General features: G+C 70.9%; 21 protein-coding genes. 14 read left to right on the top strand and 7 right to left on the bottom strand.

The genetic code is table 11. The features are described from left to right. Positions 1 to 241 precede the first annotated feature (241 nt). Complete coding sequence (locus AS850_RS12340; protein WP_236940709.1) at positions 242 to 748, top strand: MarR family winged helix-turn-helix transcriptional regulator; 507 nt, start codon at positions 242 to 244, stop codon at positions 746 to 748. Between the two features lie 61 nt (positions 749 to 809). Here the strand turns inward: AS850_RS12340 and AS850_RS12335 are convergent, their stop codons facing one another. Further along, entirely contained in the window at positions 810 to 2,210 is a 1,401-nt protein-coding gene (locus tag AS850_RS12335) for an aspartate aminotransferase family protein (protein WP_119870292.1), read from the bottom strand. A gap of 117 nt (positions 2,211 to 2,327) precedes the next feature. Here AS850_RS12335 and AS850_RS12330 point away from each other — a divergent pair, with 117 nt between their 5' ends. Both AS850_RS12330 and AS850_RS12325 read left to right on the top strand, forming a co-directional pair. Beyond that, positions 2,328 to 3,761: a gamma-aminobutyraldehyde dehydrogenase gene (locus AS850_RS12330; RefSeq protein WP_119869398.1), complete on the top strand. Its 1,434-nt coding sequence runs from the start codon at positions 2,328 to 2,330 to the stop codon at positions 3,759 to 3,761. A 134-nt stretch (positions 3,762 to 3,895) separates the two neighbouring features. Beyond that, positions 3,896 to 6,196 carry a transglycosylase domain-containing protein gene (locus AS850_RS12325; protein WP_119869397.1) on the top strand — a complete coding sequence of 767 codons (2,301 nt, stop codon included), beginning with the start codon at positions 3,896 to 3,898 and terminating at the stop codon, positions 6,194 to 6,196. Between the two features lie 44 nt (positions 6,197 to 6,240). Here AS850_RS12325 and AS850_RS12320 read toward each other — a convergent pair whose 3' ends face one another. Next, the gene (locus AS850_RS12320) at positions 6,241 to 7,203 is read right to left on the bottom strand and encodes an AraC family transcriptional regulator (protein ID WP_119869396.1); all 963 of its coding nucleotides are present in this window, start codon (positions 7,201 to 7,203) and stop codon (positions 6,241 to 6,243) included. Positions 7,204 to 7,293: 90 nt separating this feature from the next. After that, complete coding sequence (locus AS850_RS12315) at positions 7,294 to 7,500, bottom strand: hypothetical protein (RefSeq protein ID WP_119869395.1); 207 nt, start codon at positions 7,498 to 7,500, stop codon at positions 7,294 to 7,296. Positions 7,501 to 7,641: 141 nt separating this feature from the next. On the opposite strand from AS850_RS12315, the gene AS850_RS12310 reads away from it, so the two are divergent. From AS850_RS12310 to AS850_RS12300, 3 genes are all read left to right on the top strand, one after another. Beyond that, positions 7,642 to 8,250, top strand: a complete 609-nt coding sequence (locus tag AS850_RS12310; protein WP_236940708.1) for a general stress protein — start codon at positions 7,642 to 7,644, stop codon at positions 8,248 to 8,250. A 115-nt stretch (positions 8,251 to 8,365) separates the two neighbouring features. Beyond that, positions 8,366 to 10,843: an ATP-dependent Clp protease ATP-binding subunit gene (locus AS850_RS12305; RefSeq protein WP_119869394.1), complete on the top strand. Its 2,478-nt coding sequence runs from the start codon at positions 8,366 to 8,368 to the stop codon at positions 10,841 to 10,843. A gap of 101 nt (positions 10,844 to 10,944) precedes the next feature. Beyond that, the gene (locus tag AS850_RS12300; protein WP_119869393.1) at positions 10,945 to 11,856 is read left to right on the top strand and encodes a carbohydrate kinase family protein; all 912 of its coding nucleotides are present in this window, start codon (positions 10,945 to 10,947) and stop codon (positions 11,854 to 11,856) included. Positions 11,857 to 11,877: 21 nt separating this feature from the next. On the opposite strand, the gene AS850_RS12295 is transcribed toward AS850_RS12300, so the two are convergent. Beyond that, positions 11,878 to 12,507: a bifunctional 4-hydroxy-2-oxoglutarate aldolase/2-dehydro-3-deoxy-phosphogluconate aldolase gene (locus tag AS850_RS12295; RefSeq protein WP_119869392.1), complete on the bottom strand. Its 630-nt coding sequence runs from the start codon at positions 12,505 to 12,507 to the stop codon at positions 11,878 to 11,880. 67 nt (positions 12,508 to 12,574) lie between these two features. Here AS850_RS12295 and AS850_RS12290 point away from each other — a divergent pair, with 67 nt between their 5' ends. The 4 genes from AS850_RS12290 (at position 12,575) to AS850_RS12275 (ending at position 16,518) form a co-directional block, all read left to right on the top strand. Then, positions 12,575 to 13,540 (top strand): sugar kinase, encoded by a 966-nt coding sequence (locus AS850_RS12290; RefSeq protein WP_236940707.1) that lies wholly within the window; start codon positions 12,575 to 12,577, stop codon positions 13,538 to 13,540. Then, a complete protein-coding gene (locus AS850_RS12285) occupies positions 13,537 to 14,304 on the top strand; it encodes an IclR family transcriptional regulator (protein WP_119869390.1) in 768 nt (255 codons plus the stop codon). Before AS850_RS12290 ends, AS850_RS12285 begins: the two co-directional genes overlap by 4 nt. Before the next feature lie 164 nt (positions 14,305 to 14,468). Then, a complete protein-coding gene (locus AS850_RS12280) occupies positions 14,469 to 15,860 on the top strand; it encodes an MFS transporter (RefSeq protein ID WP_119870290.1) in 1,392 nt (463 codons plus the stop codon). 244 nt (positions 15,861 to 16,104) lie between these two features. Then, entirely contained in the window at positions 16,105 to 16,518 is a 414-nt protein-coding gene (locus tag AS850_RS12275; RefSeq protein ID WP_164088448.1) for a DUF3566 domain-containing protein, read from the top strand. 12 nt (positions 16,519 to 16,530) lie between these two features. On the opposite strand, the gene AS850_RS12270 is transcribed toward AS850_RS12275, so the two are convergent. Next, positions 16,531 to 17,304 carry a phosphotransferase gene (locus tag AS850_RS12270; RefSeq protein ID WP_236940706.1) on the bottom strand — a complete coding sequence of 258 codons (774 nt, stop codon included), beginning with the start codon at positions 17,302 to 17,304 and terminating at the stop codon, positions 16,531 to 16,533. A gap of 288 nt (positions 17,305 to 17,592) precedes the next feature. Here AS850_RS12270 and AS850_RS12265 point away from each other — a divergent pair, with 288 nt between their 5' ends. From AS850_RS12265 to AS850_RS16550, 3 genes are all read left to right on the top strand, one after another. Continuing rightward, a complete protein-coding gene (locus AS850_RS12265; protein ID WP_123955507.1) occupies positions 17,593 to 18,258 on the top strand; it encodes a TetR/AcrR family transcriptional regulator in 666 nt (221 codons plus the stop codon). Between the two features lie 127 nt (positions 18,259 to 18,385). Further along, positions 18,386 to 18,748 (top strand): hypothetical protein, encoded by a 363-nt coding sequence (locus tag AS850_RS12260; protein ID WP_119869387.1) that lies wholly within the window; start codon positions 18,386 to 18,388, stop codon positions 18,746 to 18,748. 33 nt (positions 18,749 to 18,781) lie between these two features. Next, a complete protein-coding gene (locus tag AS850_RS16550) occupies positions 18,782 to 18,922 on the top strand; it encodes a hypothetical protein (RefSeq protein WP_164088447.1) in 141 nt (46 codons plus the stop codon). A 61-nt stretch (positions 18,923 to 18,983) separates the two neighbouring features. Here the strand turns inward: AS850_RS16550 and AS850_RS12255 are convergent, their stop codons facing one another. Both AS850_RS12255 and AS850_RS12250 read right to left on the bottom strand, forming a co-directional pair. After that, on the bottom strand, positions 18,984 to 20,135 hold the full coding sequence (locus AS850_RS12255; RefSeq protein WP_119869386.1) for a hypothetical protein: 1,152 nt from the start codon (positions 20,133 to 20,135) through the stop codon (positions 18,984 to 18,986). A gap of 91 nt (positions 20,136 to 20,226) precedes the next feature. After that, positions 20,227 to 20,703, bottom strand: a complete 477-nt coding sequence (locus AS850_RS12250; RefSeq protein ID WP_216819742.1) for an Lrp/AsnC family transcriptional regulator — start codon at positions 20,701 to 20,703, stop codon at positions 20,227 to 20,229. A gap of 102 nt (positions 20,704 to 20,805) precedes the next feature. Between AS850_RS12250 and AS850_RS12245 the strand changes: the two genes are divergently transcribed. After that, entirely contained in the window at positions 20,806 to 22,503 is a 1,698-nt protein-coding gene (locus tag AS850_RS12245) for an alpha-keto acid decarboxylase family protein (protein ID WP_119869384.1), read from the top strand. The last annotated feature ends 43 nt before the right edge of the window (positions 22,504 to 22,546 follow it).

Raw genomic sequence — 22,546 nt, 5'->3', positions numbered from 1 at the left:
GGTCAGCCGGATGCGGGCAGGGCGCCTCCCGGGGCGCCCCTCGAGGCAGTCGACGTCGGTGTTCCTCTCTGCGCAGAGGACGGCGACTGGTGCGCGGTCGGTCTTTCGCGTCCACTCGACCGCCCAGTCGCGGTCGGCGTCGGCGGCGGGGGAGAGCCGTTCCAGCCGACGACGACACGGCCGCTCACGGGCGACCTCCGGCGACCTGGGCTACTCTCGGGGACATGCCGAGGAGGTACCTGTGAGGGAAGTCGACGAAGTCGATCTGCTTATCGACGCGTGGGCCGGTCAGCTTCCCGAGATCGATTTCTCGCCGCTCGACGTCATGTCGCGGCTTCGCCGGGTCGCCCACCGCCTGAACACGCTCCGCGCCGAGGCGTTCAAGAGCGCCGACCTCGCCATCTGGGAGTTCGACGTCCTCGCAGCCCTCCGGCGAGCGGGCGAGCCGTTCCAGCTGAGTCCGGCCCAGCTGGTCAAGGCGACCATGGTGACCAGCGGCACGCTGAGCAACCGGCTCGACCTGCTCAGCGAGCGCGCGCTCATCGAGCGCCACCCCAACCCCGTCGACGGCCGAGGTGTCCTCGTCTCGATGACGGAGCAGGGGCGCGAGCTCGTCGATCGCGCCATGATCGCTCTCGTCGGACACGAGGAGAAGCAGCTGGAGCCGCTCACGCAGGCGCAGCGCGCCGAGCTCATCGAGCTGCTCCGTCAGCTCGGCACGTCTTCGCGGCCCGGCGACTCCGCGTAGCCGCTCGGCAGGCGACTCCTGCCCTTCGCGACCGCAGGAGCCGGCAGCTCCCGCAGGAGCCTCAGAGCAGCGCCTGGACGTCCTGCAGCGTCGCCCGGACGATCTGCTCGATCTCGTCGAACTCGGCCTGCCCGGAGATGAGCGGCGGTGCGAGCTGGATCACCGGGTTGACCCGGTCGTCGGGGCGGCAGTAGAGACCGTTGTCCATCAGGGCGCCGGGGAGGTACTGCTTGATGAGGAACTCGCGCTCGGCGGCGTCGAACGACTGCTTGGACGCTTTGTCCTTCACGAGCTCGATGCCCCAGAAGTAGCCGTCGCCGCGCACGTCCCCGACGATCGGGAGGTCGAGGAGCTTCGACAGGGTGGAGCCGAAGGCCGCCTCGTTGTCGAGCACCCGCTGGTTGAGCCCCTCGCGCTCGAAGATGTCGAGGTTGACCAGGCTCACGGCGGCCGACACCGGGTGTCCGCCGAAGGTGTAGCCGTGGGGGAAGAAGTTGGTGCCCTGGAGGAACGGCTCCATGATCCGCTCGTTGGCGATCATCGCGCCGATGGGGCCGTAGCCGCTCGACATGCCCTTGGCGCAGGTGATGATGTCCGGCTCGTAGCCGAACTTCTCGCAGGCGAACGTCGTGCCGTGACGGCCGAAGGCGCAGATGACCTCGTCCGAGACGAGGAGGACGTCGTATTTGTCGCAGATCTCGCGGACGCGCTGGAAGTAGCCGGGCGGCGGCACGAAGCAGCCGCCGGAGTTCTGCACCGGCTCGAGGACGACGGCCGCGACGGTGTCCGGCCCCTCCTGCAGGATGGCCTCCTCGATCCGGTTCGCGGCCCAGAGGCCGAACGCGACGAGGTCGTCGCCGTGCTCGGGGGCGCGGAAGAAGTCGGTGTTCGCGGCCCGGAACCCGCCGGGCGTGAGCGGTTCGAAGGCCTGCTTCATGGCGGGGAGGCCCGTGATCGCCAGGGCTCCCTGGGTGGTGCCGTGGTACGCCGCCGTGCGGCTGATGACCTTGTGCTTCATCGGCTTGCCGGTGAGTTTGAAGTACTGCTTGGCGACCTTCCACGCGGTCTCGACGGCCTCGCCGCCGCCCGAGGTGAAGAAGACGCGGTTGAGGGAGCCGGGAGCCGCGGCCGCCAGGCGATCCGCCAGTTCGATCACGGGCTCGGTCGCGATACCCCACGCGGGGAAGTAGGCGAGCTTCTTGGCCTGCTTGGCCGCCGCCTCCGCCAGCTCGTCGCGGCCGTGGCCGACCTGGACGACGAAGAGCCCGGAGAGGCCGTCCAGGATGCGCTGGCCGCGGTCGTCGAAGAGGTTCACCCCGTCGGCGTGATCGATGATGCGCATCGGCCGCTGCTGGAACGGCGCCATCCGCGAGAAGTGCATCCAGAGGTGGTCGCGCCCGGCCGCCTGCAGGGGGGAGAAGGAGACGGAGGGCTCGGCCTGGACATTCGCGGTGGTCGTCATCTCCACATGGTGCCCGGTGACGGGGCGACCCGAAATGGACGAACTGTCAGAAAAGGCCGTACCGGCTGACGGTTCGGAGCGTGGGCCGCGGCCCCGGTCGACTGCCAGGATGGCCGCATGACGACCTCACCCCTCCGCAACTTCATCGACGGCGAGTACGTCGAGGCGCACGGCCCTTCGACGTTCGACCTCGTCGATCCGGCGACGGAAGAGGTCTACGGCGTCTCGCCGGTCTCCGACGCGTCCGTCGTCGACCGGGCCTTCGACGCGGCCGAGCGGGCCTTCGAGACGTGGGGCGAGACGACGCCGGCGGAGCGGCAGCTCGCGCTGTTCCGGATCGCCGACGCGATGGAGGCCAGAGCAGAGGAGTTCGCCGACCTCGAGTCGCAGGACACCGGCAAACCGCGGCACTCGCTCGTGGAGGACGAGATCCTGCTGTCCGTCGACCAGATCCGCTTCTTCGCGGGCGAGGCCAGGCACCTCTCCGGCATGTCGGCCGGCGAGTACATGCCGGACCACACCTCGTTCGTGCGGCGCGAGCCCATCGGCGTCATCGGGCAGGTGACGCCCTGGAACTACCCGCTCAACATGGCCGTCTGGAAGTTCGCGCCCGCGCTCGCCGCCGGCAACACCACGGTGCTGAAGCCCAGCGACACCACGCCGCTCTCGACCCTCCTGCTCGCCGAGGTCGCCGCGGAGTTCCTGCCGAAGGGCGTGCTGAACGTGATCACCGGCGACCGGACGACCGGCGCCGCGATGATCGCCCACCCGACCCCGCAGATGGTCTCGATCACGGGCTCCGTCCGCGCCGGGATGGCCGTCGCCCGCTCGGCCGCCGACGACCTCAAGCGCGTCCACCTCGAGCTGGGCGGCAAGGCGCCCGTCATCGTCTTCGACGACGTCGACGTCGAGAGGGCGGTCGAGGGGATCGTCGCCGCGGGGTTCTTCAACGCCGGTCAGGACTGCACGGCGGCCACGCGGCTCCTGGTCCAGAGCGGGATCCACGACGAGTTCGTGGCGGCCCTCGCTGCCCGCGTGCGGAGCAGCGCCCGCACCGGGGCGCCCCGCGACGAGGGCGTCCTCTTCGGACCGGTCAACAACGCGAACCAGCTCGCGCAGGTGCAGGGGTTCCTCGAGCGGCTGCCCGACTCGGCGACGATCGAGGTGGGCGGGAGCCGGCAGGGCGACGTCGGCTACTTCCACGAGGCCACGGTGGTCTCGGGTCTCGCCCAGGACGACGAGGCCGTGCAGAACGAGATCTTCGGCCCGGTCATCACCGTGCAGCGTTTCTCCGACGAGGGCGAGGCCCTCCGCCTCGCGAACAGCGTCCGCTACGGGCTCGCCTCGAGCGTCTGGACGACCGACCACGCCCGCGCCCTGCGGTTCGCGAAGCGCCTCGACTTCGGCTGCGTCTGGATCAACACGCACATCCCGATCGTCGCCGAGATGCCGCACGGCGGGTTCAAGCACTCGGGCTACGGGAAGGACCTCTCGTCGTACGGCTTCGAGGACTACACCCGCATCAAGCACGTGATGTCGTTCATCGGCTGATCAGCAGGAGCCGCGGCTCCCGGCTCCTCCGCATCCTCCGCGAGGCTGATCATCCGTTCATCCTCTGCAACGATCTCGGCACGACACGTCGGCGCGGTGTTCCGCAATCGCGGGGCGACGCTTACCGTTGACGCGTGTCTCTCTCTCGTGCCCCGAAGGTCCTCGGCTCCCTGATCGGCTTCGTCGGCCTGTCCGCCGTCGCCGGTCTCCTCGTCGGGCTCGTCTTCGTGCCCTCCCTCGCGGTGGCGGGCGAGGGGGTCGTGACGGGCGTCGACACGTTCAACTCGCTTCCCAGCTACCTGCAGATCGAGCAGCCCGCGCAGGCGTCCGCCGTCTACGCGAAACAGGGCGGCAAGGACGTCAAGATCGCGTCGTTCTACGTCCAGAACCGCACGGACGTCGCGTCGAACCAGATCGCCGAGGTCGTCAAGCAGTCGACCATCGACACCGAGGACCCCCGGTTCTACAAGGAGGGCGCGATCGACGTGCAGGGGACCATTCGCGGTGCGCTCGCGACCGGTCTCGGGCACAACGTGCAGGGCGGCTCCTCCATCACGCAGCAGTACGTCAAGAACGTCCTCGTCCAGCGCTGCGCCCAGCAGGGCAGCAGCCAGGGCACGACGAAGGAGGCCCTCGCCGCCGCCGACAAGTGCTACTCGCAGGTCACGGCGACGACGCCGGCCCGCAAGCTCCGGGAGATGCGCTACGCGATCGGCATCGAGAAGCGCTACTCGAAGGACGACATCCTCCGCGGCTACCTCAACATCGTCGGCTTCGGCGGCACCGTCTACGGCGTCCAGGCCGCCTCGGAGTACTACTTCGGCGTGCCGGCCAGGAGCCTCTCGATCGTCCAGGCGGCGACCCTCACCGCGATCATCAACAACCCGGCGAACCTCCGCATCGACAGGCCGACGAACGCCGACAACGGGGCGAAGAACCACTACGCGCTCACTCTGACTCGCCGCAATTACGTGCTGAAGCGCATGGCCGTCGCGAAGGACATCACCGAGCGGCAGTACCTCCACTACGCCTCGCTCCCCATCCAGCCGAAGATCACCCCGCAGTCGAACGGCTGCAGCGCTGCGGTCGCCTACGACGCCGCCTACTTCTGCAGCTACGTCCAGCAGTCGGTCCTGACGGATCCCGCGTTCGGATCGACGTCGCAGGCGCGAGTCCAGAAGCTGACCGAGGGCGGCCTCAAGATCTACACGACCTTGAACCTCGACCTGCAGAGGACCTCGCAGGCGGCCCTCAGCGCCTACATGCCGACGACCGTCCCCGGACTCTCCCTTGGTGCGGCCAACGTCGCCGTGGAGCCCGGCACCGGGCGAATCGTCACGATGGTCCAGAACACGACGTTCGACGAGACCAGCACGGCGGCGGCCGGAGCGACGTCCGTCAACTACAACACCGACCACGCCTACGGCAACTCGCAGGGCTTCCAGACCGGCTCCTCGTTCAAGCCCTTCACCCTGGCCGCCTGGCTCGAGGCGGGGCACACGCTCAACGAGACCGTGTCGACGACCCAGCACAAGCTGCCGTTCTCCGAGTTCACCGACACCTGCAGCGGGCTCGGCAACGACGTCTGGGATGTCTCGAACGCCGATCCGGCCCCGGCGAGCATGTCGGTGATGGCGGCGACGGCCGAGTCCGTCAACACGGCGTTCGCCGACATGGGCACCAAGCTCGACCTGTGCGGCATCGCCGACTCCGCGTTCGGCATGGGCATCCACCCCGCCGAGGGCACGAAGGCGACCAACTTCCACATCGTCCCGTCGATGATCCTCGGCACCAACTACATCTCGCCGCTGACCATGGCGACGGCGTACGCCGGCATCGCCAACCACGGAGTCGTCTGCACGCCGATCGCCATCGACCGCATCATCGGCGCCGGCGGCAAGGCGATCGCCCCGACGAAGACGAGCTGCACGCAGGGCATGCCGTCCGACGTCGCGGCCGGCCTCGCCTACGCGCTTCAGCCGGTCCTCAAGGCGGGCGGTACGGGAGCGCTCGCCAACCCGGGCGACGGCATCCCGACCCTGGCGAAGACGGGCACCACCGACGCCGCCGTGCAGAACTGGCTCGTCACCTCAACGACGAAGATCGCCCAGGCGACCTGGGTCGGCAACGTCCAGGGCAGCGCCGGGTTCTACCGGACCTACGTCAACGGCGTGTACGGCTACAACCTCAAGTTCCTGATGGACAAGACGATCCTGCAGGCCCTCGACCAGGCCTACGGCGGAGATCCGTTCCCCCTGCCTCCGGCGTCCATGATCGGCGCCGTCAAGCCCAAGCCGGTGAAGACCGTTCCGGGCGGCGCCGGCGTGCCGACGACCGGGCCGGGGACGACCGTGGGCGGCACGGGCACGGGCCCGGGCAACGGCAACGGCAACGGAAACGGCAACAACAAGGGCGGGGCTCCCGCCAAGCCGTAGTCCACCCCGAGGGGTCCGCAGGAGCCGCGTCGCCGCTCTCGCCGTCAGCGCGAGCGGCGCAGGGTGTCCGTCGGGTACTCGTGGAAACGCGTCACGTAGGCGGCGGCGAACCGGCTGGGATGCGCGAAGCCCCACTTCTTCGCGACGTCCGAGACCCGCGCCTCCCGCGGGGAGAGCTCCAGCAGCTCGGCCCGCACGCGGTCGAGGCGGACTCCCCGCAGGTACTCCATCGGCGTCACGGCGAGGAGCTGTTGGAACGACTGCTGCAGTCCGCGGAGGCTCAGGCCGGCCGCGACGGCGATGTCGGTCGCCGAGAGCGGACGGTGCGCTTCGGCGTGGACGAACTCCACGGCGGCGCCGAGACGGGCGTTGCTCGCGAGGAGCGCGGCGTCGGGCCGTGTGGGGCCGGAGTGGGGGAACGTCTCGAGGAGGGCGATCGCCGCGGTGCGATTCACCTCGGCGCGCAGGAGGGGGCCGTCGTCGTCGCCGAGGACCGTCTTCGCGACGGCCGTGATCGTGGACTTCCAGCGCCGGAGCCGGTCGACGTCGGGGATCGCGGAGTGGTCGAAGTGGACGGGGCCCACGACCGTCCCGTCGTGCTCGGCCGCGATCCGCTCCAGGAACCGCGCGTCGAAGTGCACGAGACTCTGCCGGTAGTCGGCCATCTCGAAGCGGAATCGTCGCCCGGTCGGGAACATGAAGGGGCGCCCGACGACCATCGGAGCTTCGTCCTGGCCGACGTCGAGGAGGCCCTCGCCGACGGTGAGCCAGGACACGACGTACTCGTCCTTCGGCTGGATCCCTCCGGCGATGGAGCCGAGGAACGTCGAGGTCCGGAGCGTCATCTCGTCGTTCCCGCGGACGGTGTAGCGGTACTCGAACGGCGAGTCCGTGAGCTCCGTGACGAAGTCGTCGCCGTTGTATCCGGCCTCGTACATCGCGCGCGCCTCGTCGAGGTCGCTGCCTCGCTGCTCGGCGGTGCGCAGGGGCGGGAGGTCCGAGTTCATCGCCGCGATAATCCCAGCCGACGGACGATTCCACCAGGGGTTCCCAAAGATCGGCCGATCTGCTACCCATCGGCCTTCCGACGGCCCGGGTCAGCCGACTTCCTGCTCGTCCGCCTTCGTCACCAGGAAGTCCTCGTAGTGCGGCTCGTCGGCGCGTCCGGGCAGGATGCTCCGGCCTGCGTCGGTCGACGTCGGCCGCGCCCCGCGCGACGCCCGCCGCTTCGGATACGTGACGATCCTCGCCGCCCGGATCCCGGGGAGCGAGTGGTAGTGGCTGTCGCCGTCGATGTCAGTCATGGTGGTGTGCCGAACCTACGTCCGTCCCCGTCCCGGGTCGAAAAAGTATCCGGAAAACGCGGCGCCGGAGCCGATTCCCAGGAGGTTCGCCAGGTTGAACGTCCAGGCTAGGAGGAGGAAACCTTCAGCCGAGGAGCAGTCATGACGAACGACCCGAACATTCCGGGGCAGCGCCCCGACCGTCCCGCCTACGGCGAGTACGCGCCTCCCGGGGCCACGCCGCCGCCGCAGGCCTCGCAGCCCACCGTCTCCACCACGGGATCCGCGGCCGAGTCCGCCGGCGGTGTCGGCGCCTTCGTCGGCGGCGATCAGCCGCAGGTCGTGGCCTCCTACACGAAGTACGAGGACGCCCAGCGGGCCGTCGACGCCCTCTCCGACAACGGCTTCCCGGTGCAGAACGTCTCGATCGTGGGGCACGACATCCGGACCGTCGAGAACGTCTCCGGTCGCTTGACGAAGGGCAAGGCGGCGGTTCGCGGCATGGCCAGCGGTGCCTGGTTCGGTCTGTTCGCCGGACTCCTCCTGTCGATCTTCGTGCCGGGCATCAACGGCCTCGGCGTCATCATCGCGGGCATCTCGTTCGGTGCGCTCTGGGGTGCCCTCTTCGGCTTCGTCGGCCACGCGGCGACGCGCGGTCAGCGGGACTTCTCGTCGGTCAAGACGATGGAGGCCGGTCGGTACGAGCTCATCGTGCGCGGCGAGTTCGCCGCTCGCGCGAGCCAGATGCTCGCGGAGATCGTCTACAAGTAAGGGTGGTTCCGAGAGTTGAGTCGAGGACGCTCAACTTCTCGGTCCGGGCGGGAATGATCCCGGGCCTCCTGCGTTGACCTGAGTCGAAGGCACTCACGTTTTCCCAGGAGGTCTCATGCCCGACATCACCCGGCTCCTCAGCCGCCGCACCCACGAACTCGTCGCGGAGGCCGCCCGGTTCGCCGCGTCGCACGGCCACGCCGAGGTCGACGCCCTGCACATCCTGCGCAGCGCCCTCGCGCACTCGCCGGCCACCGACCTGGTCCGCTTCGCCGGAGCCGACCCGGGGGCCCTCGTCGTCGCGGTCGACGGGCGCCTCCCCGGGCCCTCGTTCGACGCGCCCGAGCGTCCGGGACTGTCGCCCGCCGCGCAGCGACTCCTGCTGGAGGCCGCCCAGGCGGCTCGCGCCTTCGGATCGACCTACGTCGACCCCGAGCACGTCGTCTTCGCCCTGGTCGTCTCCGACGGCACCGTCGCCGGCCAGCTGCTCCGCGCCGCCGGAGTGACCCCCGAGGCCATGCAGGAGTTCGCCCGCCAGGCGGCCGAGGGTCGGTCTCCGGAGGCGACGATCGGGGAGGGCGCCGAGGCGTCCGCGTCGTCCACCCCCACGCTCGACACGTACGGCACCGACCTGACGGCGCGTGCTCGCGAGGGCGGCATCGACCCGGTCATCGGGCGGGCGTCCGAGATCGAGCAGACCGTCGAGATCCTTCTCCGCCGAACCAAGAACAACCCCGTCCTCATCGGCGAGCCCGGCGTCGGCAAGACCGCCGTCGTCGAGGGGCTCGCGCAGGCGATCGCCGACGGCGACGTGCCGGAGTCGCTCCGCGGCAAGCGCGTCGTGGCCCTCGACCTCGCGGCCATGGTCGCGGGCACCCGCTACCGCGGCGACTTCGAGGAGCGCCTGACGAAGGTCGTCGACGAGATCGCCGCGCACAGCGACGAGCTGATCGTCTTCGTCGACGAGCTCCACACGCTCGTCGGCGCAGGAGGCTCGGGCGAGGGCGGCATGGACGCCGGCAACATCCTGAAGCCCCGCCTCGCCCGCGGCGAGCTGCACCTCGTCGGCGCGACGACCCTCGCGGAGTACCGTCGCGTCGAGAAGGACGCCGCCCTCGAGCGCCGGTTCCAGCCGGTCCAGGTGCCCGAGCCGAGCGTCGAGGACGCCGTCGCGATCCTCGCCGGTCTGGCGCCCCGGTACGCCGAGCACCACTCGGTCACCTACTCCGACGAGGCTCTCCGGGCCGCGGTCGAGATGTCGCACCGCTACGTCGCCGACCGCTTCCTGCCCGACAAGGCGATCGACCTGATCGACCAGGCCGGCGCTCGTCGTCGACTCCGTCTCGGCGGGACCGTCGACACGGCTGCGCTGCGGACGGAGCTCGCCGACCTCGAGTCCGCGAAGGACCAGGCCGTCGCCGCCGAACGCTACGAGGACGCCTCGTCGCTCCGCGACCGGCTCGTCGAGGTCCAGGCGCGTCTCGACGCGGCGATCTCGACGCCCACGGTCCCGGTATCCGTCGACTCGATCGTGGGGGAGGAGGACATCGCCGAGATGATCTCCCGCAGCACGGGCATCCCGGCGGCACGCCTCACTCAGAGCGACCGCTCCCGGCTCGCGGCGCTGGAGCACGACCTCCACGAACGAGTGGTCGGTCAGTACGCCGCCGTCACGGCCATCGCGAAGGCCGTCCGCAGGAGCCGCACCGGCCTCGGCGACGCGAGCCGGCCCACGGGGAGCTTCCTGTTCCTCGGCCCGACGGGCGTCGGCAAGACGGAGCTCGCGAAGGCCCTCGCCTCGTCGCTCTTCGGCGACGAGGGGGCGCTCCTCCGCTTCGACATGAGCGAGTTCGGGGAGCGCCACACGGTCTCGCGGCTCGTCGGTGCCCCTCCCGGCTACGTCGGCTACGACGAGGCCGGTCAGCTGACCGAGCGCGTCCGTCGCAACCCGTACTCCGTGATCCTGCTCGACGAGATCGAGAAGGCCCACCCGGACGTCTTCAACCTGCTGCTGCAGGTGCTCGACGACGGCCGGCTCACGGACGGCCAGGGCCGCACCGTCGACTTCCGCAGCACGGTGATCATCATGACGTCGAACCTCGGCTCCGAGTTCCTCGCGTCGAAGAGCGGCGCCCTCGGGTTCACCCCCGGCGGGCCCGTCGGCTCGGAGAGCGACGCCGGCAACGGCTTCGGCTCGGAGAAGGCGCTCCGCGACCGTGTCCTCGGCAAGGTCCGGGAGGCCATGCGGCCGGAGTTCCTCAACCGGATCGACGAGATCGTGCTGTTCCGCAAGCTCGACCGCGAGCAGCTCCATGACATCGTGTCGCTGCTGCTGCTCGACACCGCGACCCGCCTGGGCGTGCAGGACATCGACTTCACCGCCGACGCGAGCGCGGTCGACTGGCTCGCCGAGCACGGCTACGAGCCCGAGTACGGGGCGCGACCGCTCCGCCGGCTGATCCAGCGGGAGGTCGACGACCGGATCGCCGAGCTCCTGGTTGCGGAGGAGCTCCACCCCGGGGACCGCGTCACGGTGGCGGTGCACGGCGAGGGCCTCGCGGCCTCGGTCGGGCATCCTGCGGTCGTCGCCTAGCGGTCCCGTCGACGAGTCGGCCCCGGCATCCCCTCGGGGACGCCGGGGCCGCTACAGTCAGGCGTGCCCCCTGGTAGCCCCGCAGCCGAGAAGAGTCAGAGATGACGAGCACCACCCCCACCGCCTTCGTCGTCGGAGAGGCCCTCGTCGACATCGTCGTGGACGGCGACGAGCATCGCGAACACGCGGGCGGCAGCCCCATGAACGTCGCCTACGGTCTGGCGCGACTCGGTGTCGACACGGCGCTCCGCGCGCAGCTGGGGCAGGATGCCCGGGGTCGCGCCATCGAGGAGCACCTGGCCGGAGCCGGCGTCCACCTCGACCCGGCCACCTTCCACGACGGTTCGACGTCGACGGCCGTCGCCACGATCCAGGCCGACCGCACTGCGCGCTACGACTTCGACATCGCCTGGGACCCGGGCGCGATCGAGGTGCCCGCCGGAGTCCGCCTCGTGCACACCGGCTCGATCGCCTCGGCGCTGGCCCCCGGATCCGCGGCCGTCCTCGCCCTCTTCGAGGCGAACCGCGGCAGCGCCCTGCTCAGCTTCGACCCGAACGTCCGCCCCAGCATCACGCCGTCGCGCGACGACGTCCTCACGACCGTGGACGCCCTCGCCTCGCTCGCCCACGTCGTCAAGATGAGCGACGAGGACGCGGAGTGGCTCCACCCGGGAGTCTCGCTCGACGAGGTGCTCGACCGCTACCTGGGCCTCGGCGCGGTCGTCGCGGCCATCACCCGCGGGGGCGAGGGCTGCAGCATCGCGACGCGCGAGGTGCGCCTGACGCTGCCCTCGCTGCCGGTCGACGTGGTGGACACCATCGGCGCCGGCGACGCGTTCATGTCGGGACTCCTCTTCGCGATCCTGTCGCGCGGGCTCGACGGGCCGCTCCGCGAGGGCGTCCTCGGCGAGGACGACCTGCGGGCCGTCGCCGCCACCGCGCTGGCGAGCGCCCGGGTCACGGTGTCGCGCGCCGGCGCCAACCCGCCGACCCCCGCGGAGCTCGCCGCCTGACGGTCGGCTGCCTTCGGCCCGTCAGGCGGAGAGCGCGGCGACGAAGGAGCGAGCGCGCCGGGTGATGCCCGACCAGTCGCGCGCGTCGATGAGCGCGGGGGTGACCACGCTGGATCCTGCGGTCACGGCGTAGGCGCCGGCGTCGAGGAAGGCCCGCGCGTTGCCCTCGTCGATGCCGCCCGACGCGATTAGCTTCACGCCGGGCAGGGGGCCTCGCAGGTGCGAGAAGAACCGGGGCCCGGCGCTCTCGGCGGGGAAGATCTTGACCGCCTCGGCGCCGTGCTCGAGCGCCTGCATCACCTCGGACGGGGTGAAAGCGCCCATCGCGAGGGCGACCCCGGCCTCGTCGGCCGCGCGTCCGATCTCCGGCAGGATGCCCGGGGTGACGAGGAACCGCGCCCCGGCCTCCACCGCCGTCAGCGCCTGCTCCCGCCGCAGGACCGTGCCCACGCCGATCACCGCGAGGGGCTCCGCCGCGACCGCCGCCCGGACGTGCCGTTCGACGTCGGGCGTCGTGAAGGTGAACTCGATGCCGTGGATCCCGCCCTCGACGAGAGCGTGCACGAGGGCCGCGGTGTCGGGGATGGTGTCGGCGCGGATGACGACGACGGCGCGATCGCGACCGATGACGTCGAGCGAGGAGGCGGTCACTGCTTCTCCGTTGCATATGGTGCAACGCCCGTTGCGTCGCGTGTTCCTGCAGGCTACCCTCGCGGGTGTGAACACCGCAAAGGTCGTCTGCGTCGGCGAAGCCCTCACCGTGCTCGTCCCGACCGTCCCCGGGCCGCTCGAGGAGGCGGAGACGTTCCGCCGCTCCGTCGGTGGCGCAGAGCTCAACGTAGCGATCGGGCTCGCCTCGCTCGGGGTCCCCGCGGCCGTCCTGACGCGGGTCGGCGACGACGGCTTCGGCCGGAACATCCTGCGCGAGGCGGCACGGCACGGCGTCGACGTGTCCGCGGTCGAGACCGACCCCGTGCGGAGCACCGGCGTCTACCTCAAGGAGGTCGGCAGCGGCTCGGCGCACCCCTCCGATCTCGCTGCAGGGGCCAGCAGGATGCACTACTACCGCGCCGGGTCCGCCGGCAGCGCCCTCGATCCCGCGCTCCTCGAGCGCCCCGGGGTGCGCGCCCTCCTCGACGGAGCCGCCCTCGTGCACACCACCGGGATCACCCCGGCGCTCTCCGACGGAGCCCTCGAGTTCTGCCGGGCGCTCGTCCGCGCACCGCGGGCGGGCCGCCTGGTGAGCTTCGACGTCAACTGGCGTCCGGCGCTCTGGACGGGCCGCGAGGAGGAGGGGGTCGCGATCGTCACGGACCTCGCCCGGCGAAGCGACGTCGTCCTCCTCGGCGCCACCGAGGCGCAGGTCGTTTTCGGGACCGCCGACCCGGGGGAGCTCCGCGCTCTCCTGCCGGATCCGCGGATCCTGGTGGTCAAGAACGACGGCAACGCCGCCACGGCCTTCGACGGCGACGAGCGGGTCGACGTGCCGGCGCTGCGGGTCGAGGTGGTCGAGGCGATCGGCGCGGGCGACGCGTTCGCGGCGGGCTTCCTAGCGGCGCTGGTCACCGACCGGGGCGACGACGTCGTGCGCCGGGCGCTCGAGGCGGCGCACCGCCTCGCCGTCATCGCGCTCTCGTCGGACGGCGACCACGTGGGCGCCACCTCGACCGCGCTCGCGCCGTGAGCCAGAGCCTGGCGCGGGCGCTGCGACTCCTGCGCGCCCTGGAGGACGGCCCCCGGACGCTCGACGAGCTGGCGGCCGTCGACGACGTCCACAAGACGACCGTGCTGCGCCTCCTCCGGACCCTGGAGGACGACCGCTTCGTCCGCCACGACGAGCAGCACCGCTACTCGCTCGGCAGCGGCCTCTTCGCGCTCGCCGCCGCGGCGCTCGACCAGCGCGACGTCCGCGCAGCCGCTCGGGGGCACCTCGAGCGGCTGAGCGCCGAGACGTCGCAGACGGTGCACCTGGCGACGCTCGAGGGCGGGGAGATCGTCTACGTCGACAAGATCGATGCTCCGCAGGGCGTCCGGATGGCGTCGCGCATCGGCCTGCGTGCGCCCGTCCACTGCACGGCAGTCGGCAAGGTGCTGCTCGCGGCGCTCCCGCCCGCCGCGCGGCGCGAGAGCGTGGCCGCCCTCGGGTTGGAGCGCTTCACCGCGCGCACGATCACGGACGCCGAGGAGTTCGAGCGCGAGCTCGACCGGGCGCAGGAGTCGGGCTTCGCCGTCGACCACGAGGAGCACGAGTCGTTCATCAACTGCGTGGCCGTGCCCGTGCGCGACGGCACGGGCGCCGCCGTCGCCGCGGTGTCCGTGTCCGTGCCGACCGTGTCGCTCGACCACGACGGCGTGCTCGCGCTGCTGCCCGCGGTGAGGCGCGCGGCCGACGCGGCCTCGGCCGATCTCGGCTGGGAGCGTCGCGCCTCGGGACCGCTCGCGGGCTGACGGGGCGGCCGCCGGGACTAATCCGGGAGGAAGCTGGGTTGCAGTCGTGGGCGTCGTACGCCCGGCACTCGAGCCACCTGAGACATCGGAGAAGAGACCGCGTGACAAGCACCGCCGACGGCGTCGGATTCCGTTCCGACCGAGGCCCCATCCTCATCGCCCTGATGCTGACGACGGGCCTCGTCGCCATCGACTCCACGATCGTCGCGACGGCCGTCCCGTCGATCGTCCACGACATCGGCGGGTTCTCGTCGTTCCCGTGGGTGTTCTCGATCTACCTCCTCGCGCAGGCCGTGTCGGTGCCCATCTACGCGAAGCTCGCCGACACCGTCGGGCGGAAGCCGATCATCCTGCTCGGTATCGGGCTCTTCCTCGTCGGCTCGATCCTCTGCGGCGTGGCGTGGAGCATGCCCGCGCTGATCCTGTTCCGGGTCGTCCAGGGGCTCGGCGCAGGCGCCGTCCAACCGATGGCCATCACCATCGCGGGCGACATCTACACGCTCAAGGAGCGCGCCAAGGCGCAGGGCTACCTGGCCAGCGTCTGGGCGATCTCGTCGGTCGTCGGCCCGACGCTCGGCGGCGTTTTCTCGACGCTCGGCATCTGGCGCGGCATCTTCTTCGTCAACGTGCCGCTCTGCCTCCTCGCGGCGTGGATGCTCCTGCGGACCTTCCACGAGAAGATCGAGAAGACGCGCCACCGCGTCGACTACCTCGGGGCGGGGCTCCTGACGGTGTCGCTGTCGCTGCTCATCCTGGCGGTGCTCGAGGGCGGCCAGGCCTGGGCGTGGAACTCGCCGCAGAGCATCGGGGCGTTCGCGATCGGCGGGATCCTTCTGCTGGTGTTCCTCGCCGTCGAACGGCGCGCGGAGGAACCCGTGCTGCCGCCGTGGGTGTTCTCCCGGCGCCTCCTGCTCACGACCTCGCTCATCTCGTTCGGGGTCGGCGCCGTGATCCTGGGACTCACGTCGTACGTGCCGACCTACCTCGAGGGGTCCATCGGCGTCTCGCCGATCTTCGCCGGTCTCGCGCTCGCCGCTCTCACGCTCGGCTGGCCGATCAGCGCCTCCCAGTCGGGGAAGCTCTACCTCCGGATCGGGTTCCGCTCGACGGTGCTGATCGGCGTGGCGCTCGCGGTCGCAGGAGCCGGGTTGCTCGCCCTCATCGCCTCATCGCCCAACGTCGTGCTCGTCGGGGCGGCGTGCTTCGTCGTCGGACTGGGCCTCGGGCTCGTCGCGACGCCCAGCCTCATCGCCGCACAGTCGAGCGTCGAGTGGAACGAGCGCGGTGTCGTGACCGGGACCAACCTCTTCTCCCGGTCGGTCGGCAGCGCTCTCGGCGTCGCCGTCTTCGGCGCGGTCGCCAACGCGATCTACGCGGGCACCGTGAACGGCGACCAGGTGCCGTCGGTCATCGTGCACGCGTCGAGCGCGGTGTTCGCGGCGGTCGTCGTCGTGACGCTGCTGCTCGTCGGCGCCGTGCTCGCGATGCCCCGGTCGCGGGTGGCGTCGGGTTCACCGGCGACCGGGCCGGTGACGGCGGTCCCCGCGGGGGAGTAGCCGGGTCGGGTCGGGTCGGATCGGCGGCGCCCGGCCGGGGTCGGCTGCGGTCGGCGCTCGTGACTCCACGATTGGGGCATTTCTGCGAAAGTGAGTGGCGAGTCGTGGAGTCTCGCGGGAGCGCGGGAGCGCGGGCGCGGGAGCGCGGGAGCGCGGGAGCGCGGGAGCGCAGGCGCTCGGGCGTGCCGCTAGGCTGAGGCCACGCCTGCGCAGCACGCGCGGGTCCCGCCCAGGAGGTGACCACGTGACCGCCATCACCGACCGGCTCCGCGCCAAGTCGCAGACCGAGCCGCAGACGGCCGCTCAGATCCGTCTCCGGGTCGTGCACCTCGGCGTGTGGACCACCACGAAGCTCGCGTTCCTCATCGGCGTCATCGTCGGCATCATCACGATCGTGGTCGTCTACCTCCTCTGGCAGACGCTGCACGGCTCCGGCATCTTCGACCAGATCGACGCCCTCCTCGCCTCCGACCAGATCGGCAGCGGCAAGACGAACGTCGCGTCGATCCTGACGCTCGGCCGGGCGATGCAGGTCGCCGTGGTCCTCGCCGTCCTCGACGTCGTGGTCATCAGCGTCGTCGGCGCCGTCGCCGCGATCTGCTACAACGTCGCGACGAAGCTCGTCGGCGGGCTCTTCTTCGGCTTCTCGCCGCGCTGACGGCGGAACGAGTCAGACGGCGAGCCTCGCGAGGTACTCCGCTTCGCGCCGGTACATCGAGGCGTGGTCGTGGAGCTCCGGCTTGCCGAGCTCGTCCGCCTTGTCGTCCGACAGGACGGCCAGGTCGTGCAGACGGATGATCGCCACGCGCAGCACCGCCTCGAACGTCTCGTCGGACCCGTAGGCGTCGAGCAGGAGCCCGACGCGCCGCCGCGCGTCGTCCATGCCCGGTGCCTCGTCGGGGGTGTCGTCGGTCAGCGGCACGATGCGGGTGGCGTAGTAGGCGAGGTCCCAGAGCCGTGGGCCGGGCGACGCCATGTCGAAGTCGATGGCCCCGAGGAACTCCCCGTCCACGAAGGCGAGGTTGTGCGGCGAGAAGTCGTTGTGGCAGACGACCTCGGACGGGACCTTGGCCGGCGACTGCCAGACCGCGCCGTCGAGGGCAAACCCGATGCTGGCGTCGTGGAGCTGCCGGAGCCGCCGGGCGCCCTCGACGAGGATCTCGTCGCTCCAGATCCACGCCGGGAGCGGATAGACCGGCACGTCGCCGTCGAGGAAGGACAGGCGCTCCCGATCGCCCTCGACGCCCAGCGGCCGCGGCGCCCAGTCGACACCCGCCAGCCGGAGGTAATCGAGGTAGCGGTGGATCGTGGGCGTCCACGGGCCCGCGGTCCGGGTCACGGTGTCGCCCTCGCGGCGGACGACGTTCATGTTGCCGCCGACGAGGAGCGCGTCGTGGGGCCCGGTGGTGGACGAGCGGTCGGGAGTCGCTTCGTCGTCGGTCACACTCCCAGTCTGGCGATGCGGGGCCGATCGTGCCAGCCGCGCTGGCTCGGGGATCCTGCGATGATCGAGCATTTTTCAGAACGTGACGGTTCGGGCATGGCCTGGCTGACAATTGTTTGATACTTTAAGCATGCCCACGACAGGATCAGGGTCGTGGGGAAGACGAGCGCGAGAGTGCCGTCTGCGGAGGGGTCGGCCGCGATGGGCAGGTCGATCCCTCCCTTTTTTTGTCTGTCCGTTTAACGAAACCTTTCGGGGTCGGTCGTGTCGTCGCAGTACGGTGATTCGATGGACCCCAGGGTGCGACGGAGTCGTCAACGTCTCCACAGCGCCGCACTCGAGTTCGCCGCCGCGGGGCGCATCGACGACGTCAGCGTCTCCGAGCTCTCTCGGTCCGCCGGGCTCACGCGCGACACGTTCTACCGGCACGCGGCGACCGTCCCCGATCTCGTGGCGGAGGCTCTCGCCCTGGAGCTCGAGGCGCTCGCGGCTCCCTACAGCGACTCGCTCTCCGACCGGACCACGCTCGCGGAGTCGCTGAGGCGCGCCGAGAGGGACCTCCTCCGTCACGCGGCCGACCGGGCCGCCGTCTACACGACGGCTCTGGGGAGCCGCAACTCGGCGTCGGTCAAGGTCATGCTGACGGCGTTCCTCAGGCAGAGCTCCGAGGTGCTTCTGGCCCTCTATCCCGAGATGGTGCCGCTCCCGGCGTCGCAACTCGACGCGCTCACCGTCGCGATGCTCGCCGAGCACGCGGCCGCCGGTACGGTCGGCGCCATCGAGATCTGGCTCCGGTCGGGCGAGGTCGACGACCTCGACCGCGCCGCCCGGGTGATCCATGCGGGGGCGCCGACGTGGTGGACGCGGCTCCTGTACCCCGAAGGCTGCACGGTGTGCACATCCGAAGGAAAATCGGGCCCTCACCCCCTGGATAACCGCACAGACGACTCTTAGAATCGAGACGGAAGCGGTAAAGGTGCCGGTCGAGCGAGGTTGCACCCAGCCCCGCTCCGGGCGATCCGTCCCCTTCCGTCACTGTCCGAAGTCCGAACAGTGGCCCTGCGTCAAGAAGGGGCCGAGCATGTCCATGCCCGATCTGAAGATCGAATTCGTCGTCCGCGACCGTTCCGGAGCCGTCGCCGCCGTCGTCACCTCCCACGGGGTGGTCGACGCGCAGTTCGCGACCGAGCAGATCGCCCGCGGCGAGGCGCTCTACTACGCGGGCCCCGACTCCTACGTCCGAGCGCGCGTTCGCGCCGTGCCCTCTCTCGGCGGACCCTACCTCTACGCCAACTGGGACGGCACGAAGCGCAACAACCTGCACGATCTCGCACGCGGCCTCAAACGCATCGACATCCGCTCCCGCGCGGAGGCCGTCCGATCCACCCGCCCCGAGTGGCTGAACCGCCTGCTCGGGCGGGCGAAGGCCTACCTGGCCGCCTGAGGGCCGCCGATCCGAGACGGCTAGAATCGAGCCATGAGTCTCTTCGCGGTCTTCCTCGCCATCGTCGCCGGGGCCATGGCGGTCGCCCTCGTCGCCCTCGTGGTCACGCTGGTCGTCCTGGCCGTGCGCTCGCGTCGCCCGTCCCAGCCGCGGGTCACCTACCGCAACGACTAGGCCTCGACCACGAAGGCGCGGTGCCGTGCCGGGAGGTCTTCCCACCCGGCACGACCCGGCGTCACCGGACGGTGAGGCTCGTCTCGACTCTCTGGCGATCGCCGTTCTGAGTGGCGAGCACGGTGAACGACCCGCGCGGATACGCGCGTGCGGACTCGACAGCCCATCGTCCGTCGGTGCCGACCGTGGTGGTCAGGTACTCGGGGAGGCCGGGTACCGCCACCGTCACGCTGTCACCGGCCGTACCCGTTCCCGTGAAGACCGGGCGTGATCCTGCTACGAGGTGCGTGGGCGACGTCACGCTCAGGGCTGCGGGCTCGGCGTAGACCGGATCGGCACCTCGCAGGAGGTCGAAGCTCACTCTCCGGCGGTCGCCCTCCTGGATGGCGACGTTGCCGACGTAGTTCCCGCTGGTGAACGCGGTCGGGCTGGTCACGGACCAGGTGCCCGCCGTGCTCACGGTGGTGTTGAGGAAGAGAGGTCGGCCCGCGATCGAGACGAGGACCGACTCCCCGGGCGTGCCCGTCCCCGTGATCGTCGGGCTCTCTCCGGGGACGTAGTGGTCGCCGGAGGTCACCGTGAAGGCGGACGCCGCCGACGTGACGGGAGAGCCGGCTCTTTCCGATCCGCCGAAGGTCACCGGCTCCGACGTCTGTCCGTTCTTCGACTGGATGACGCTGAAGCCCGGCCGCAGGTCGCTCACCGCGACGAACCAGAACCCGCTGGAGACGGCAGCGGACCGGGATGTGCCGGTCGCGTCGGTCACTCGCACGACGGCGCCCTGGGTCCCGCGACCACCGAGTCGGCCGTCGGGCGCGATGTGGAGGTCCGTCACGGGAGCGACGACCGAGCCGTCGGCATCGCCCCAGGTCACCGCTTGGGAGTCGCGGCCGTCGACGGACTGCGAGACGCTCAGGGTGGGACGGAGATCCTCGACGGGGACGAACCAGAAGCCGCTCGCCCCGACCGAGGCGGTGGCGCTGAGGCCGTCGCGATCGGTGACCGTGACGAGGGCGCCGGTGAGACCGCGACCGGCGAGCCTGCCGTCGGGGGCGATGTGCAGGGAGTCGACGGGGGCGACCGTGGACGGCGACCCCATCGTGCTCACGGTCGGGGTCGGGGCGGCGGATGCCGCCGTCCCCGATCCGAGGAGTGCCGCGAGACCGACACAGGCGGTGACGGAGCCACGGAGGACGAGGGTTCTGGAATGCATGGGGATCCTTTCATCGTTTCGTATGAAACATTCTGGATCTCAGAATTCCACGGTCCACCTGGACGAATCGTGTTCGTCGTGCCCTCGACGCTCAGGGCCGCCGCGGCTCGTCGCGCGCCAGCAGCTGCGCCATCCGCAGCTCGATGTACTCCTGGAGCACGATGGACGTCGAAGTCCGCAGGATCCCCGGGATCCGCATCATGTGCTGCGTCACCTCGAAGAGGTGGGCGTTGTCGCGCGCGATGACCTGGCAGACGATGTCCTCCGCGCCGGAGACGGCGACGCACTCGATCACCTCGGGCAGATCGACCAGGGCGCTCATCGACCGCTCGAAGGAGTTCTGCTCCACCGAGGCCATGACGAAGGCGCGCGTGCCGTAGCCCAGCGACCCCGGCCGGATCCTCGTCGAGTGGAGCCGGAGCCGCCCGTCCTCCCGGAGCCGGGCGAGGCGCGACTGGACGGTGCCGCGGGCCATCGCGAGGCGCTCGGCGAGCAGCGCGACCGGCCTCCGCGGGTGGTCGTCGAGCGCGGTCAGGAGCCGCTGGTCGGTCAGGTCGTAGTCGGTCACTCTGGTGACTCCCGGGTGTGAGCGGGCGGATTCGTTGATCATTCTGCACAGTGCACGACAGGTCGCTTGTGCAGGCGACCGAGTCGATGATCTCATTTCCGCATGACTGCCCCCTCGACGACACCCGCGACGGTCACCGTCGGCCAGTACCTCGCCACCCGCCTCGGCCAGCTGGGCGCGACCCACGTGTTCGGCCTGCCGGGCGACTACAACCTCAGCCTCCTCGACGAGATGCTGACCGTTCCGACCTTCCACTGGGTCGGGTCGACCAACGAGCTGAACGCGGCCTACGCGGCCGACGGCTTCGCCCGGATTTCGCGCCGGATTGGGGCGCTCGTGACGACGTACGGCGTCGGCGAGCTCTCCGCCATCAACGGCGTCGCGGGCTCGTTCGCCGAGGACGTCCCGGTCATCCAGATCACCGGGGCACCGCGCACGGCGGTCGCCGCCGCCGGCGCCAAGGTCCACCACACGCTCATCGACGGCGACTACGGCCACTTCTCGCGCGCCTACGACGAGGTCACCACGGCCTCCGCGACGCTCCGCCGTCAGAACGCCGGCCAGGAGATCGACCGCGTTCTCGTCGCCGCGCTGGAGGCGTCGAAGCCGGGCTACCTGTCGATCCCGGCCGACGTGGCGGTCGCCCGGATCCCGGCCGGCAGCCTGGCGACGCCGCTCCGGCCCCGTCGGAGCGACCCGGACTCCCTGGCCGCGTTCGAGGCCGATCTCCGGGTCGCTCTGGCCGGGGCGACCGACCTGACGGTGCTCGCGGGCCCGCGGGTCCACCGCAAGAACCTCGAGTCGTCGATCCGCTCGCTCGCGGAGGTCTCGGGAGTGCGCATCGCCTCGCAGGCCGGGTCGCGCGCGATCATCGACGAGTCGCACCGGAGCAGCCTCGGCATGTACAACGGCGCCATGACGAAGACGCCGGGAACACGGGAGGCCGTCGACGGCGCGACGCCGCTCGTCCTCGCCGGGGTCGTCATGAGCGACTTCCTGACCGGCTTCTTCTCGCACGGCTTCGACCCGGACGACTCGATCGACCTCGACTTCACGACGGCCCGGATCCGCGGCGCGAGCTACTACGGCGTCACGATGGCCGACTCGCTGGCGGCCGTCGAGCGCGTCGCCCGCGAACTGGCCCTCGAGGCGGCGCCGAACGCGGAGGTCGTCTCCGGCGTCCCTCGCGTCGAGGGGCAGGATCCGCTGAGCCCGCTCTCGCAGGACGCCTTTTGGGCCGAGATCCAGGCCTGGCTCCCGCGCGACACGCTCGCCATCGCCGAGGCCGGCACGCCCTTCTACGGGGCGCTCGAGCTCTCGATGCCGGACGGCAGCGACCTGCTCGGCCAGCCGGTGTGGTCGTCGATCGGATTCACGCTGCCGGCGATGCTCGGGGCGGCGATCGCGGCTCCGGACAAGCGCGCCGTGCTCTTCATCGGCGATGGGTCGGCCCAGCTCACGATCCAGGAGCTGGGGACGGTGCTGCAGCGCGGCCTCGCACCGATCGTGTTCCTCGTCAACAACGAGGGCTACACGGTCGAGCGGGCCATCCAGAGCCCGGACGCGCCCTACCAGGACATCGCGACGTGGAACTGGACCGCGATCCCGGCGACGCTCGCGCCGAACGTGCCGTCGGAGACCGTCACCGTCCGGACCGTCGCGGAGCTGCGCGGCGCCCTGGCGCTGGCCTCCTCGGTCACGGAGCGGCTGGTGTTCGTCGAGGTGATCGTGCCCCGGGACGACAAGCCGAGCCTCCTGGTCGAACTGGCCCGCGGCCTGACAGCGGCCGACGAGGCGTAGCGCTCTCGTCGGCCGCGGCTCGCCCCGACTCTCGTCAGGGCGC

The organism is Frondihabitans sp. 762G35 (assembly GCF_002074055.1).
Taxonomy (GTDB): Bacteria; Actinomycetota; Actinomycetes; order Actinomycetales; family Microbacteriaceae; genus Frondihabitans.
Note: the sequence above shows the minus strand (reverse complement) of the source record. Positions and strands in the feature narration are given on the sequence as shown.